Origin of the sequence: Legionella santicrucis, from assembly GCF_001468135.1 — a bacterium.
Lineage (GTDB): Bacteria > Pseudomonadota > Gammaproteobacteria > Legionellales > Legionellaceae > Legionella > Legionella santicrucis.
On the sequence record NZ_LNYU01000081.1, the window covers coordinates 39,540 to 54,199 of the forward strand.

Genomic DNA, 14,660 nt, shown 5'->3' on the forward strand with positions numbered 1-14,660 from the left:
TTTTTATTGAATGATGTAGGGGATAACGATGTTTCAAAAAATTATGGAAATAAAAAATTTTCGAGAAGCCTTAAAAGACATTCATTTTAATACTTGGTTAGTGTTAGATCTCGATAATACGGTCATGACTCCTAGAATTGCGTTTGGAGGAGATGCATGGTTTGAAGGCTTATTTTCTCATGTCTCGCAGAAAAAAATTGAAAAGGCTATTGCTCAGCCTTCACTGATGTCGGTTTATAATTCAGCACAACATTTTGTGCGCACTTCTGCAGTAGAACCAAAGATAGTGAATATCATTAGAGCGTTGCAAGATATTGGTATTCCCGTCATTGGATTAACTGCACGCGGGTATTCGATTCGACATCAGACATTGAGGCAGCTCGCTGATATGGGTGTTGATTTTTCACGCAACAGTATTGTGCCTGATGATGACTTCTCGTGTGAGGGAGGTGTTATTTTTTGTGCAGGCGGTGATAAAGGAGAAAATTTAAATTCGTTTTTATCGCGATTAGGGCGTACTCCTCGCCATATTGTGATGCTTGATGATAAGAAAAAACACCTGGAACGAGTGATGATTGTTTTAAAACCGCTAGGAATTCATTTTAGTGGATTTCGTTATGGCTATCTTGATGAAGAAGTGCAACAGTTTAGTATGGAAACAGCGAACATTCAGTTGGCCCATTTATGGAAATGGTTATCAGCTACGGTACAGGAAGATGTAAAAAAATTAAAACTTATTTCTGAGGAGCTTATGGATACTCTAAGTCCATTGGTTTATTCAGAAAGTTTTTTTCATCCCGAACATCCCCTGCATCCCGTTTCATCACAAGCTCATGTGGATGAGCCTCCACAAGAAAAGCACTCCAAATTATTGAAGCGCTCGCTAAGTGCTTCTTCATTTTTTTCTAAGGGAAATCAATCTGAACTATTATCTACACAAGGGATGAAAATCGAGAGAGATGAATCAATCGATAAAAATCTAAACTTATTTACCTGAACGAGTAGAATAATCATGTTGACTGGATGATATTCATACCATCCAATCAACTTTTTATTAATTGAAAATCAAATGCTTAATGATTTTATTTGATTTTTAATTTGGCATGTAGGATCAATAACATCTTTAATTTGGTGTGTAAATTGTTTGACTACAGTCAATTCTTTACTGCTAATTGGTCTGCCGGTGTCAAAAGCTTAGCTGCTTCCGAAACGATAGCTTGACGTGCTTTATGAAATTGCCTCTGGTCCCAGACATTTTCTTGCTGAAACACATGATTATTCAACGCTTCATTATAGGCCACTAGTCCAATTAATAGATGAGGAAATTGGGCGATACTCTCAAGCAAAAGTAGCCCTATCTTGATTTGTACCGCATTGTCCGCAAGTTTTTATTTTCTTGACTTTAGGTATTTAATCTAGTTAATCTGTGGTTGATTTCTTATCATTTAAGAGTATCCATTATGCTAAAGGACTGGCAATTAAAATTTCCATACAGTTTTGCACAATTTCCAAATCTTCTTACTGAATTAGATGCTGAACAACAAGAGACTCTATCTCAATTATTGCATTTAATCGATCAAGCAGGTGTAGGATTGCTTGATGGCGATACCGTTTTTCATATACTAAACTATTCTTCTTATTTATCTGAATTAACCTATCTCATTATTTTAATTAATGATCTTAAATGCTTGAATAAATCCATGCTGAATCATTTATTCACAAATCACTATCTACCAGACTTGCAAGAGAGTATTGATGTTCTTTCTAATCACACGATGCTCTCCTCTGATGTAGTAACATTTTTATTTTCCATCAAAAATCCGCAGGATTGTGTGGGTTTTATGATGCGCGCTCTCTCAACAGGAGTAGAGTTAACCGTCATTCTGAATTACTTATCACAAAATGTCACACTGGAAGGGGTAAGTCGTGCGTTAACCCTTTTTGATCTTAGTAGTTATAGCTATAAGGCAGAACATTTTCCAAAATTTAGTGTCCTTGCTAAGGTCCTTGCAAATCCTTTATGCCAAACTATTTTTGATTCTCGGTGGCGTAGTTTTTCAGATTACTCAGTGATTTCAGAGCCCTTAAATTCTACTGATGCGGATGAAATTATGAAACAACTTCTTGGTTTGGTTGATGAAGAAACTAAAATACGCACCTTTTTTGATTTTTTTGTATCATTTCGCCCTTTTCCACCAAGTCAAAGATACATTGTGGATGTAAATATTGGTGATAAGGTTACGGCAGCATTGACGAACTATTGTAAATCAAAAATTGCAAGTGATGAAAATGCCTTACAGGTTCGAAAAATGATAGCAACCTTACGGAAGAAAGGTGGCAATAAGATTATTTTTGATACCATCAAATATGAAGTAGCAAGTGATATAGAATCAGAAGATTTATGCTCTATGCGCAAATATGAGGACCTCATGGATGAGATTTGGTCGACACTTAATCAACCTCAACTTCACTTAGAGACTTTTGAGGATAAATTTTATAAGAATAGGGAGTACCCAAGTTTTTTTGCCCAAGCATTAAGATATCAAACGGGTACATTCTCCCATGATATGATGGATATCGAACAAAAAGATAAAAAGGGTGATTTTTCAATATAATGTGTTAAAACTATGCTTCGATGTGCCCCTTTGGAGCATCGGTCTTGAAGAAACACGAAATGTTGTCTCGAAGCACAGATAAAATCTTTGAGACAGGGCATTTGCCTTGGGTATTGTGCTTTATCAATATGGGTCCTCGCTTGCGCGAGGACGACTACAAGGCCCTTACGTCTATGGCCATATTTCTCTGGCGAGCGGTTCTAAGTCGCGACTTACTTTTTTGATTTGCTAAAGAACTTGCGGATTTCATCCATGAAATCGTTATAATCTTGTTTTTTCTCCACTCTATTTTGCCATCGTTGGTTATTTCCTTCTGCAACTATTTTGGCGAGTTTAACCATTTGATTATTTTGAGTATCCAAAATGTATTCTTTGATTTTTTCTTTTAATACCTCTTCCCATGCTTCGTCGGCAAGCTCTAAAAAATAGTTTGCCTTGATTTCTTCTCCATGATGATGATCACAATGATCATGATGATGGCATTCTTCATGTTTAAAATGACATGGACAAGAACATTTTTCATCAGCACATCCATAGCTTCCCATATTTTCTCCTTGATTTTTCAAAATTTTGTCTCTTGAGCTTATATAGAATTACAAAAAATTACCTATAAATCAATTCATGAAGTCCTTAAAGATTGCATGCAATCGGTCTTTAAAAACTACTCACAGTAATCTACTTGCACCTATATTCTAACTTACTCTCAATGTAGGGTAGATCATCAATAATATAATTCGAATGAAAAAATGCGGAGTATTGTTTCGTAAGCATTTCTTGCTGATGCAATAATGACTGAGTGGATCTCTCATTATTTTTTAGCCTAAGTTTTTCTGGAAGGTACTCCATATGTTGGCGTTCTATTTGTGCGAATGCATTTAGAAAGTACTGTATGATTGATTTCATGTCTTTTTTAATAGAATTTATGAGCTGTTTGTCTTTCTTTTCCAAATAGCTCATTCCGCCTTTTTCTTCTTTTAGCACAGAAAATTTAATAATAGCCTCAATGATACTTTCTTCTCGTTTTATTGTATTTTTTGTTAAACATTTATAATATTTAAAAGTAATGGTCAATGCTTCTCTTAAATCATCTGGATCTGGTGCATTGGGTGACATAAAATCATTATTTAACATATAACTTACATAATTTATTGTTTCCCGTAATGCGGCAAATAAATTGATTCCTGCGTCTTCTTGATTATTTATATTGAAATAATCCCGAATAATTTTATTTCGATCCGGCAGTATATAAACTTGATGAAGATTATATCCTTTTCCACCTTTCTTGGTCGTATCTCCAGATTGTTTTGAGACTGTGAACAGTTGTCTCATTCCACCTACAGGTGTTGGCACTAACCAAACATTCAAACCCTGTTCTTCTTTTTGAGTTTCCAGAGCAATTTGTCTCATTATTGGTTTCGTAAAATCAATATTAGCACCGGTGTTTTCGGCTTCTTTTTCTAAATAAATTGGATTTTTAAGTCCATTCTTGCCATAGAGCAATCTTTTTTTTAAATAATAATGCATGGCTTCTGCTTCTGTAGTGGCAAAAATAGGCCCTGCTGTTACACCATGCCCTCCCTTTCCTGAAATGACAATGGGTATTGCAGCAATTATTTCTTCAGCGTTTTCTATATTATTTTTTATGAGCTTTTTCTTTAAAAGAAATAGTGTATAAACTAAATCATCAAGTTGAGATAAATCATTATTTCCGGGAATAAAGATGACATCTGGAGTATTTTTTGGATAATCATTAACAATGAAATCAATTGTATTTTCTATCACTAACTTTTTATAGTGATTCCCCTCTTCATTTTTAACCATTGCTAGAGATGGTGAAAGAAATTTTATTAATGTACTGGCATCTTTTAGAAATTCCTCTTCATTTATTTTGTTATTGAGTAGCGTAATAAAGCTCATTGCTTCTGGATATTTCTTGATGGGATAATATTTATTAAAGTTTCGCCAATCACTTATTGATTTATTTTCTAAAGAACATTTTTTAAAAAACATGACATCTCTTTATTTAGGTCTACCTGCAAATAACATTCATTCGGGAATACGATTCTACATTAAAGGTGTTTCATTATAGAAGTGCTCATTGTAAAAGCAGGTTACTTCATCGAACCCTTCTTTTTTTGAAGCAAATAAGCCTGTTTGTCCCAAGTTTGCGCTGTTTGTATTTTCTTTAATTGTCCATTCCTTGTTTTTTGTTCTGCAATAGCTTGTGTCCTAATCAACTTTATTTGTTCGTCAATCGAAGAAAGATTCTGTCTATAATCTTTGTTATTGTCCGTCATTGCGGCAACAAGTCTAGTTCGCAGATCATTTGCAATGAGTAATGTAAGTGTTTGTGAAGAAAGTAAGGTAGTTAGCGCATACAAGTGGCGTGGTCTATAATTAAACATTATAAGCTTTCTTAGGAGTGCTTTATGTTAAGCCCATCACTTAGAAAATATATAGATACTCATCATATTTCCTACAAAACCATCAGTCATCCTAGAGCTTATACGGCATTACAATGTGCCCAAGCAGCACATATTAAAGGAAACTATTTTGCTAAATCTTTGGTAGTCAAATTAGATGGAAAATTTGTACTTGTAGCAATTCCTGCCAACATGCGACTGGATTTAATGTCATTTAAAAATGAGACTCATGCAAAACAGGCAGAAATCGCTCATGAATTTGAGTTTCAAGATAAATTTAAAGACTGTGAAATTGGCGCAATTCCACTTTTTGGTGAACTTTATGGTATGGACGTTTATCTTGCAGAAAGCCTGGCACATCAAGAGTGGTTGGCCTTTAATGCAGGAAATCATAATGAAGTGCTGCAAATGAAAAGCAAGGACTTTTTAAACTTAGTGCATCCAAAAACGTTATCACAATGTTAAAGAACTATTTGATTGAAACAAAGTTGAGCCTATAACCGTGGTTTAGGCTCATTTTTTTTGTTGATGCACTACGCAGCCCCAAGTCGGCTCTTGTTTTAGTTTCAGTTAAAACTTATCTTATAGCCCAGCGAGAGTGCTTTAAGCACTACGACTTGAAGTAAATGCTAACAAGAGAAACATTTTAATAAAAACTAAAGGGATCAAATCATTATGTCTTGGAAACAAACAATTTCCCTCGATCAGCTGCAACAAAAAGGACGTCACTGTGAAACCATTGATGGTCATAAAATTTTGTTAATTTGGCACAATGACACAGTACATGCTGTTGCTTCTCAATGCCCACATTTTAAATTACCTTTGACTAAGGGTGTGATTACTGATGAAAACACCATCGTTTGTCCTTTTCACAAAAGTGCCTTTGATCTTACAACGGGACAATCTGAATGCTGGTCACCCTGGCCACCTGTTCTTGGTACGGTACTCGGTAAGCTGAGTAAACCTAAGAATTTGAAAATATATCCTGTCCGTATTGATAATGATAAGATTATTGTTGATGTTGCTTAATTAATTCATATTACCTCATATGAGCATGACTGACGAATAGATAAGCACTAAGAATGATCTTAAATGGCTTATTTTATAATGTTTCGTGTATTTGAGTTTAAAGCAATTGAATAACTGCATAGTACAGAAAAGGACTTCTTATGCAAACAATCATTGAACCATTTCGTATTAAGATGACGGAGGCAATGGTAATCACTGAGCATGATTATCGCATCAAGCAACTTGAAGCAGCACATTATAATATGTTTCTTCTTAACGCTCAGGATGTCACTATTGATCTCCTCACTGATAGTGGCACCGGAGCAATGTCAACACAGCAATGGGCTGCAATGATGCTTGGTGATGAGAGTTATGCTGGTAGTACCTCCTGGCAGCATTTTCAAAGCACGGTGCGTGAAATTACTGGATTCAAGCATATTTTTCCGACCCATCAGGGACGTGCTGCAGAGCGTATACTTTCCGTCACTCGTCTTAAGCCAGGTGATATTGTTCCAAGCAACAGTCATTTTGATACGACTCGTGCGAACATCGAATATGTTGGTGCAGTCACACAAGATCTACTCACTTCAGATGGAGAAAATTTATTTCTTGAAAAAAAGTTTAAGGGGAATATGGATCTTAATAAACTTGAGCAAGTCATTAAAGTAAATCAAGCAAAACGGGTCCCATTTTGTATGCTGACCATTACAAATAATGCAGGCGGAGGGCAACCCGTGTCGATGGAAAACATCGTAGAAGTGAAAAGTCTCCTACAGCGGTATAATATCCCTCTTATTCTTGACAGTTCTCGCTTTGCTGAAAATGCTTACTTTATTAAAGAATATGAACCAGAGTATAAAAATAAGACATTAATAGAAATTGCCAATATAATGTTTCAGCATGCGGATGCTACTACTATGAGTGCCAAAAAGGATGGTATGGCAAATATTGGTGGTTTTTTTGCTTGCAATAATGATGAGTGGGCCAATGATTTTCGTAATATGCTTATTCTTACGGAAGGCTTTCCTACATATGGAGGGTTGGCAGGTCGAGATCTGGATGCAATCGCTGTAGGCTTAAAGGAAGCGCTTGAATATGATTACCAACGTTATCGCCATGCAACGATTGAATATATGGCTACACGTTTAATCGATAGAGACATCCCTATAGTACGTCCTGCAGGTGGTCATGCAATTTTTCTTGATGCCGCAAGCTTTTGCCCTCATATACCCTTTTCTGGCTACCCAGGGATTGGGCTGGTAAATGAGATTTTTATTGAGGGCGGAATTCGTGGTGTGGAATTAGGCACAGTAATGTTTGGACGGATAAAAAACGAGGTAGAATATCCTGCTTTGCATGAATTGGTGCGTCTTGCGTTCCCGCGCAGAGTTTATACACAAAGCCATTTTGATTATATTATTGAAGTCATAGAACATGTTTGGAAAAACCGAAAGAACATTCCTGCCTATACCATAACCAAGCAGGCCCCATTCTTGCGCCATTTTACAGCACATTTTAAACCTATGGATTAAGACGCATAAAGCGTGACACGTACACAGTGGGAATCAATTGTCAACAGCTCCTAATCATTCCCCCAACATCGGGGAATGATTATTCGACCATTCGGGTATTGCTAGAATAGAAATAAAATCTAAGAGAGCACAGGATAAATGAGGGGCGTTTTGAGGTTTTCCTCGTCATTATTTTGCATCACGTTTCGTTCTTCTTTTATCTTTTGTATATTTTGGCTTGGTACTTGGGATGAGCTTAATACGGTTGCATTGTTTTGTGAAAACATTCCAAGCGAGAAGACCGATCCTCTTCTTTTATTGGAGATTGGTTTTTGCTCCTCTTGTTGTGATGGATTTGTTTCTATTTGTTTCTTTGAACCAAGGAGTTTATTAATGCCTGCCTCTAGTTGCTTATTTTTCTGTGGGTCACTTTCATAGAGATAATTTTGTAAATGAGATTGAACAAATTTGGGTAATTTATCCAATCGATTTTTTGCATTCTTTAGTTCTTGCTCGATGTAGTCTCCTTTCCCCTCACCAACAGATATTAATAAATTTTGAATAGCTATTACATTATCATGAGATTGTTTATCTAATGCATCCATTCTTACCTTAACTTGTTCTTTTTTTGGCATATGAGTGCTTATCTTCTCTTCAGCATCCCTTATTCTGACTAGCTCCTCAAATAATCTAGTGCCATTTTCTAATTTAGCGATGTGCTCCATTTTATCCTTAATGGCGTTATTAGTTTTTAAAGCTTCTTTCTCAGAGTGTCCTAATAATTCTTTTTTATGAGTCACTGAATTATCCAAAAAATTAATTAATTTTTGCATGGATGAAGCTTCTTTTAGAAAAGATCTTGCACGTGTAGAGGTAGCTAAAACCGCTGTTGTTATTGCTAATCCCAGCAGTGATATACCTACAATTGCTGGTAATGAAAAGGGCGCAGTCAATAGAATAGCTGCTATAGCGGCTCCTCCAGTAAGGACCGCTATAGCACCCACAGCAATATTGATTTTTGCATTTCTTGTTGTATGATTTTTTACTCCCGTTAAATGAGATTGGTAGCTTTCTTTAAAGGAGTTTAGCTCCCTTATTATGTTTTCTTTTGCTTGGTTGTAGTCTTTAGATTCATTTGCAAATTTTTTTTCACCTCTTTTTCTTCTTTCTGAATGTTTATCTAAAGCGAGTTCTTCTATCCTTAATGGGGGCGTCAATGATGTTTTTAATGATTGAAGAAAATGTATTGCTCCATTTAAGTGATTGTTTCTTGTCTCTTCTGGATAATCCACGTAAATATTGGCAAATAACTGTTTGTCTTTATCTGCAAGTTTTTTATCATTGATATTTTTATAAATATAATCCAGTTTCTGTTGAGAAGTGTATTTATTTAAATCACCAAAATTGGTGATTCCGACTTTATAAGCCGCATAATTTAGGATAGCGCTTATCGACGGTGCAGTGGGAAATAGGGTATCTGGATTATTTCCCCATGCTGTTCCAATATTAAAATTTTTGGCGGTTGACGCTTTAAGAAAAACATCTTGTTCGATATCTGCTGTGTTTACTTCTAAAGTTTCTTTTAATAAATCAGGATAAGATTCTAACCATTCTTTGATAGTTACTCTTAATTGTTCTTTATCTCCCTCATCCACTAAGTTAATGAGTTCAGAGCGCATTGAATATTTTAGATGTTCACGTTTTTCGATTTTTAATTGAGTAATTTCTTCATTAGGATAAACATTGTATTTAAAACCATTACTGGTTTTAATTTTTTCCACGTAGTTAAAAACTTCTTCCAGTTGTAGGGAAATATCTTCTTTTGATGTTATTTTTACACGACAGACATTATAGTCATTTTTTTCATAGATAATGCCACAACCTTGAATGTTTAATCGATTAAATCTTTGCTGAAACTTATCTAAGTTATATTGGCTTGCAAATGGAAATTCTTGAAAATGATTATTTTTAAGGGCGAGATGTGCAGGAACTTTTATATTCTCTATAGGAGTTCCTTGAGCTCCAATAATTTCCGGGTTGACTATTTGCGGTGCTGTGTCTATTCGTTTGCCATTTTTATAGGTGGTAAAAAATGCCCCATCCGTATAGTCTACTCGATATACGTCATCAAAATATGTTGCATTTTGAGGAGGCACAGTTGCGGTGTTTACACCTATGTATTTAAATTCATCGTCCGTAGGTGGGTGGCAACAATTAGTGTCACCGGTAAGGCATACGTCATAATCGGGTAAAGTATGGTTATTCTCTTTTTTAATAATATCTTCAATATTGCTTTTTATAGGCTCAGGCAGTTCTAAAAGCTTTTTAAGCGTGTTTTCTCCATCTTGAGCCTTATCAAAATGATATCCATGGATGTTTTGCATGACAAGATATTGAACCTTGCCGGTGGCAGGGTCTATTTTTTTGAATGCCTGCCCAATTATTCTTGTATTCTCCTCTCTATAAAATGGAGCACCGATAGGAGTAAGTTCTTGGCTGTTGTAAATAATAGCTAAATTATGTTGAAGTCGATCCGGGCTATTATTAAATGAGAAAGAAAGTGCTTTATAGTGTCCTGAATTTACTCGATTTAATTTATCTAATGTTTCCTGAACAAATACCGCGGAGGTTTCTTGGAGATTGAAAAGAGATATTCCATTATTGGCTGCGGCGATAATTTTTGCTTGTTCGCGTTTTATTCTTTGTTGATGCCATTTTCCCGCATCTTTTATGCCTAAAACTTCTGTTAATCTTGAATTAAAATCACTATGATGATCATAAGGGTCTGAATTTTGCATGCAAAAAGGACCAGTAATGGCGACATTATAGCTAGCATGTCTGATTGGACCATTAAAGGCTTGAAACTCATGATCACTGGTAAGTGTATTTTGTTCTGCTTCTTGACGCACATCTACAAAGACATTCATCTGTTTAGCGATTTCTTTTTCTAATTGATATTCTTTGAAGGCAGCTAAAAAAGTATTATTAAGTTCATTACCAGAAAAATAGCCATATTTTGCATTGCTCGCGACGCGATTCACTTCTTCCAACGCTTTTTTAGGATTATTAAAAATTTGTCTTGGAGTAGAAAAACCGGTTTTTGAGGGGTGAACTTCTTCGCGTTTACTTGCAATTTGATTGGCTATGATTAGCATCGCTGTAGATGTCTTAGAATAGTCACTATCTAAATGACCAGTCCCCTTAATAGCGGGTAAAGAATCTGCTTTTCCTCCTATAGTTGCATTCCAGGCATCTAACTCGCTAAATTTATCTTCATTAATCTTTATTTCAATAGCATTTTTCACTTCATTTGAAATTTTTTGTTCAAGTTTCAAAGTAATATTTCTAGGAATTAAGTTTTGATTTTGACTGTAGAATTGATGTAATAGTTCTAATATTATTTTTTGATCATCTTTAAAAACGAACTCAATTTCTTCATTTGGATGTAAGAATGCAAAATGATGCATTTGTGCATATAAGGTTGATATTTTTGACTCATCTGTTTTATTTTCAGGTAGATTTTTAATATCTTTTATATCATCTAGAGTCGGGATCCTTTTGTCTGTTATATAGGATATCTTTTGATATTTATTAAAATTAGTGCCCGGAACTTCGCCTTGCTGAGCATCTATTGTTAAAAAGCCATCAAATTTAATATTGTTTTTATTTGCATTATCTTCAATTTTTGTTTTAATTTTTTCTACTAGAGCTGGATAAGCAGTAAAAACAGAAACACAGCCAGATTTTCTAGAGTTATAATGATCCTTATGAATCCCTTGTCTATTAGAGCCAACACAAATAGTAACTTCATTTCCTGCATTAATACGATCAGTAATTTCCTCTATTAACTCAGCGTTTGCCTCGATCATCTCTTTGAGAGTCTTTTCTGCCATGCACCCATCATAATCAAGTGAATAAACATATAACTTGGTCATTTTAATCCTCTTTATAGATTATTGTTTATAGAAGTATTTAATCACTGTGTTCATATTTAATCCAATTGATTGTATTTATAAGTGATATCAATTCGGCAAATATATTGAGAGTTCACAAGAGGGTACGTCGTTATAAAATAGGCTTACAGATGCAAAGGTCTGGAGTGAGGATCACTGCCATTAGTGATAGATAAGCGAGCGGTTCATTATCTCGAAATCGTAGGTTGGCTTTCGGTCCAACCTACGAACTCTAGGTCATAATGTCATGCAATGCAGCAATGATTGTTAAGAGAAATAGTTTAATTAAACCTTATTAATCACTACTCTTAATGCCTGTAACTTTAAAGTGGCGCTATGCATCAACTGCTCACTCTCTACGAGTTGATTTTTTAAATAAGTAATTTCTTCATCGCGTATAGAGGGGGTTATCTTTTTTAGTGCCTCAAGCCGATTTACCTCATGATTAATGCAATGCTTCATCTGCACAACCGCTTGCTCAAGAATTTCTTGAAGCTGAATTTCAGCAACTTTTTTACTTTGGGTTAATATCGTTTCCAGATCTTGGTGAACCTGCTGAATAATGGGATAACATAAGTGACGTTTAACAGGCTCACACAATTGATTTAATTGATTATAACCCAATACCTTAGAAAGATTTTTTCCTGAAGCATCCATGAACACACGAATCGGTTCTAGGGATAAAAAGCGATCCAGTTGTAGGCTTTTTGGCGCTGCACAATTTACCGTATAAAAGGATTCCAAAAATAAAGTTCCAGGTTTAATGCTTTTAATGGATATTGTCGCTAAAGTTGCGTTTCCTAACTCAGATTCTAAAGTCATTTCCATACATTCACTGACCATAGGGTGTTCCCAGCTTAGAAATTCAACATCCTCGCGTATCAGGGCTTTAGGTCGTGAATAAGTTACAGTAACACCATCTTCTTTTAAACCTGGAAAATGGCTTGTTTTCATATGATCCGTGGGGCGTAGGATTTCAGTATTTTCTGAATGATATTCATGATCAATACCGTACTCTTGAAATACTTGAGCCATGTAATTTTCCAATTCCAAACAATTTTCTTCTGCTTCGATTGCAGTAATTAATTCCTGGGCTTGTAAGGCGTTACACGAATTTAGTTCCAGCAAACGATCACGCCCATCATGTAATGCTTGATTGATTTCTTCTGCACGTATTTTGGTATGGTCAATTAATGTTTGGAGCTCTTCTTCACCTGTTTCTACTCGATCTAGAATAGGCAAAAGCTCATTTTCAAATTCTTCATAAAGAGAAAAACCAACAGAACAGCTTTGGGTAAATAAGTTAATTCCTTCATGATACCAACGAAATAATTTTTCTTGCACTGAATTCAATAGGTACGGAACATGAATTTCAATCGTATGTCGTTGTCCTATACGATCGAGGCGTCCAATACGTTGTTCCACCAAATCAGGATTTAAAGGTAAATCAAACAAAACAAGATGATGTGCAAATTGAAAGTTCCGACCTTCACTTCCTATTTCAGAGCAAATAAGTGCCTGTGCTCCATTTTCTTGTTCTGCAAAATAAGCTGCAGCACGATCACGTTCAATAATAGACAATCCTTCATGGAAAGAAGTGCAGCGAATTCCCATTTTTAATTTTAAATACTGATCCAAAGCAATAGCAGTATTCGCTTTAGCACAAATAATCAGTACTTTCTTGGGGTAAAGTTCTTTAATCTTATCGGTTAACCATTTCACGCGGGGATCATTTTCAAGCCAAATTTCTTTACCTACAAGTTGTTCTGGATAAAGTTTTCTTTGGCCTTTTTGCTCCTCTAATGATGAATAAATGACAGGGCACTCTAATGAGTAAGCATGCACTTGTCGTTCAGGAAATCCTTGAATGGCTGCACGAGTATTGCGAAATAAAACTCGCCCTGTGCCATGTCTGTCTAACAAATCCTTAATCACTTGATCAATGCTAGCTCCTATTGCTTCTCCCAAATAAACTTCAAGTTGTGATCTTAATTCCATGCTTAAATCATCAAGAGATGCTTCTTCACCATAAGCCATAAGTGTTTGCACGAGTTTATTGATTTCTTGATATCCTTCTTCTTCTTTTTTAAATGCAGAAAAATCATAAAATCGTGAAGAGTCAAGTAATCGTAATCGTGCAAAATGACTGGCGATTCCTGCTTGCTCAGGAGTTGCCGTCAACAACAGCAAGCCTTTACTGTGTGCGGACAATTCTTCAATACATTCATATTCAGGACTCTTCTCTTCTTCAGACCAATGTAAATGATGGGCTTCATCGACGACAAGTAAGTCCCATTTGCTTGCTAGTGCTTGTTGACGTGCTTTTTCATTGTCCATCAGAAAATCCAAGCTGCATAAAATCAATTGTTCATTTTCAAAAAGATTTTCTTGCGTTGTTCCGATTTGAATTCCTTCTTCTTCGTCGAGCTCGTAGACCAGTTCATAGCGATTGGCATCAATGATTGAAAAGTTCAAGTTAAAACGGCGGATCATTTCTACCAGCCATTGATGAATCAATGTTTGCGGGACCACGATTAACACCCGATTGGCACGTCCCGTATAGAGTTGATAATGCAAAATCATGCCCGCTTCAATGGTTTTCCCAAGGCCTACCTCATCGGCAAGTAGGACGCGTGGGGCATAACGTTGAGCAACTTCATGAGCGATATAAACCTGATGTTTTAGATGACTGGTTCGTGAGCCTAATAATCCTCTGACTTGAGATTGTTGTAATCTGCTCGCATGATTTAGAGTATCTATTCTTAATTTGAAAGTACTTAATTTATCCAATAATCCACTAAACAATCGTTGCTCAGGGGTATTTAAGTTGATAAAACAATCTAAATTAAGTTCACTGATATGAAGCTCATTACCTGCATCATCCTCGCCAATATAAAAATACAGCCCTTGTCGCTCCTCAACATGAGTAATACTCATTTTTTGGTGGTTGGAAGTCATTACTTCTTCACCTTCTTTATAAATGATGCGACTCAGCGGCGCATTATCCGTAGAGTAAATGCGCTCTTCTCCAGCAGCAGGAAAACTCAAACTTACCTGTCTGCCACTTACATCAACAATAATACCCAGACCGAGTTTTGATTCGGTATTGCTTATCCAGCGTTGTCCAATAGTGAATGTCATAAGAAACCA

Annotated in this window: 10 protein-coding genes; 5 read left to right on the forward strand and 5 right to left on the reverse strand. The window is 35.8% G+C overall.

Translation table 11 applies throughout. The features are described 5' to 3' along the window. The first annotated feature begins 28 nt into the window (after positions 1-28). Both Lsan_RS13615 and Lsan_RS13625 read left to right on the forward strand, forming a co-directional pair. Positions 29-997, forward strand: coding sequence for a DUF2608 domain-containing protein (locus Lsan_RS13615; protein ID WP_058514762.1), 969 nt, complete (start codon positions 29-31; stop codon positions 995-997). A 463-nt stretch (positions 998-1,460) separates the two neighbouring features. Beyond that, positions 1,461-2,615 carry a hypothetical protein gene (locus Lsan_RS13625; RefSeq protein WP_058514764.1) on the forward strand — a complete coding sequence of 385 codons (1,155 nt, stop codon included), beginning with the start codon at positions 1,461-1,463 and terminating at the stop codon, positions 2,613-2,615. Positions 2,616-2,827: 212 nt separating this feature from the next. On the opposite strand, the gene Lsan_RS13630 is transcribed toward Lsan_RS13625, so the two are convergent. The 3 genes from Lsan_RS13630 to Lsan_RS13640 all read right to left on the reverse strand — a co-directional run bounded on the left by Lsan_RS13630 (position 2,828) and on the right by Lsan_RS13640 (position 5,020). Continuing rightward, on the reverse strand, positions 2,828-3,160 hold the full coding sequence (locus tag Lsan_RS13630; RefSeq protein ID WP_058514765.1) for a hypothetical protein: 333 nt from the start codon (positions 3,158-3,160) through the stop codon (positions 2,828-2,830). Positions 3,161-3,290: 130 nt separating this feature from the next. Then, positions 3,291-4,625: a YdcF family protein gene (locus Lsan_RS13635; RefSeq protein ID WP_058514766.1), complete on the reverse strand. Its 1,335-nt coding sequence runs from the start codon at positions 4,623-4,625 to the stop codon at positions 3,291-3,293. 101 nt (positions 4,626-4,726) lie between these two features. Then, positions 4,727-5,020, reverse strand: coding sequence for a hypothetical protein (locus Lsan_RS13640; RefSeq protein ID WP_058514767.1), 294 nt, complete (start codon positions 5,018-5,020; stop codon positions 4,727-4,729). 24 nt (positions 5,021-5,044) lie between these two features. Between Lsan_RS13640 and Lsan_RS13645 the strand changes: the two genes are divergently transcribed. The 3 genes from Lsan_RS13645 (at position 5,045) to Lsan_RS13655 (ending at position 7,578) form a co-directional block, all read left to right on the forward strand. Further along, complete coding sequence (locus Lsan_RS13645; RefSeq protein ID WP_058514768.1) at positions 5,045-5,503, forward strand: aminoacyl-tRNA deacylase; 459 nt, start codon at positions 5,045-5,047, stop codon at positions 5,501-5,503. Between the two features lie 210 nt (positions 5,504-5,713). Next, entirely contained in the window at positions 5,714-6,067 is a 354-nt protein-coding gene (locus Lsan_RS13650; RefSeq protein WP_058514769.1) for a Rieske (2Fe-2S) protein, read from the forward strand. Between the two features lie 140 nt (positions 6,068-6,207). Next, positions 6,208-7,578, forward strand: a complete 1,371-nt coding sequence (locus Lsan_RS13655) for a tryptophanase (protein ID WP_058514770.1) — start codon at positions 6,208-6,210, stop codon at positions 7,576-7,578. Positions 7,579-7,697: 119 nt separating this feature from the next. Here Lsan_RS13655 and Lsan_RS23085 read toward each other — a convergent pair whose 3' ends face one another. Together Lsan_RS23085 and rapA are read right to left on the reverse strand one after the other, a co-directional pair. Next, on the reverse strand, positions 7,698-11,492 hold the full coding sequence (locus tag Lsan_RS23085) for a hypothetical protein (protein ID WP_058514771.1): 3,795 nt from the start codon (positions 11,490-11,492) through the stop codon (positions 7,698-7,700). A gap of 303 nt (positions 11,493-11,795) precedes the next feature. Then, complete coding sequence (rapA, locus tag Lsan_RS13665; RefSeq protein WP_058514772.1) at positions 11,796-14,651, reverse strand: RNA polymerase-associated protein RapA; 2,856 nt, start codon at positions 14,649-14,651, stop codon at positions 11,796-11,798. Positions 14,652-14,660 lie beyond the last annotated feature (9 nt).

Excerpts from the sequence above, each read along its gene's own strand:
- Lsan_RS13615 (WP_058514762.1), top strand. The coding sequence starts at position 29 with ATGTTTCAAAAAATTATGGAAATAAAAAATTTTCGAGAAGCCTTAAAA.
- Lsan_RS13625 (WP_058514764.1), top strand. The coding sequence starts at position 1,461 with ATGCTAAAGGACTGGCAATTAAAATTTCCATACAGTTTTGCACAATTT.
- Lsan_RS13630 (WP_058514765.1), bottom strand. The coding sequence starts at position 3,160 with ATGGGAAGCTATGGATGTGCTGATGAAAAATGTTCTTGTCCATGTCAT.
- Lsan_RS13635 (WP_058514766.1), bottom strand. The coding sequence starts at position 4,625 with ATGTTTTTTAAAAAATGTTCTTTAGAAAATAAATCAATAAGTGATTGG.
- Lsan_RS13640 (WP_058514767.1), bottom strand. The coding sequence starts at position 5,020 with ATGTTTAATTATAGACCACGCCACTTGTATGCGCTAACTACCTTACTT.
- Lsan_RS13645 (WP_058514768.1), top strand. The coding sequence starts at position 5,045 with ATGTTAAGCCCATCACTTAGAAAATATATAGATACTCATCATATTTCC.
- Lsan_RS13650 (WP_058514769.1), top strand. The coding sequence starts at position 5,714 with ATGTCTTGGAAACAAACAATTTCCCTCGATCAGCTGCAACAAAAAGGA.
- Lsan_RS13655 (WP_058514770.1), top strand. The coding sequence starts at position 6,208 with ATGCAAACAATCATTGAACCATTTCGTATTAAGATGACGGAGGCAATG.
- Lsan_RS23085 (WP_058514771.1), bottom strand. The coding sequence starts at position 11,492 with ATGACCAAGTTATATGTTTATTCACTTGATTATGATGGGTGCATGGCA.
- rapA (WP_058514772.1), bottom strand. The coding sequence starts at position 14,651 with ATGACATTCACTATTGGACAACGCTGGATAAGCAATACCGAATCAAAA.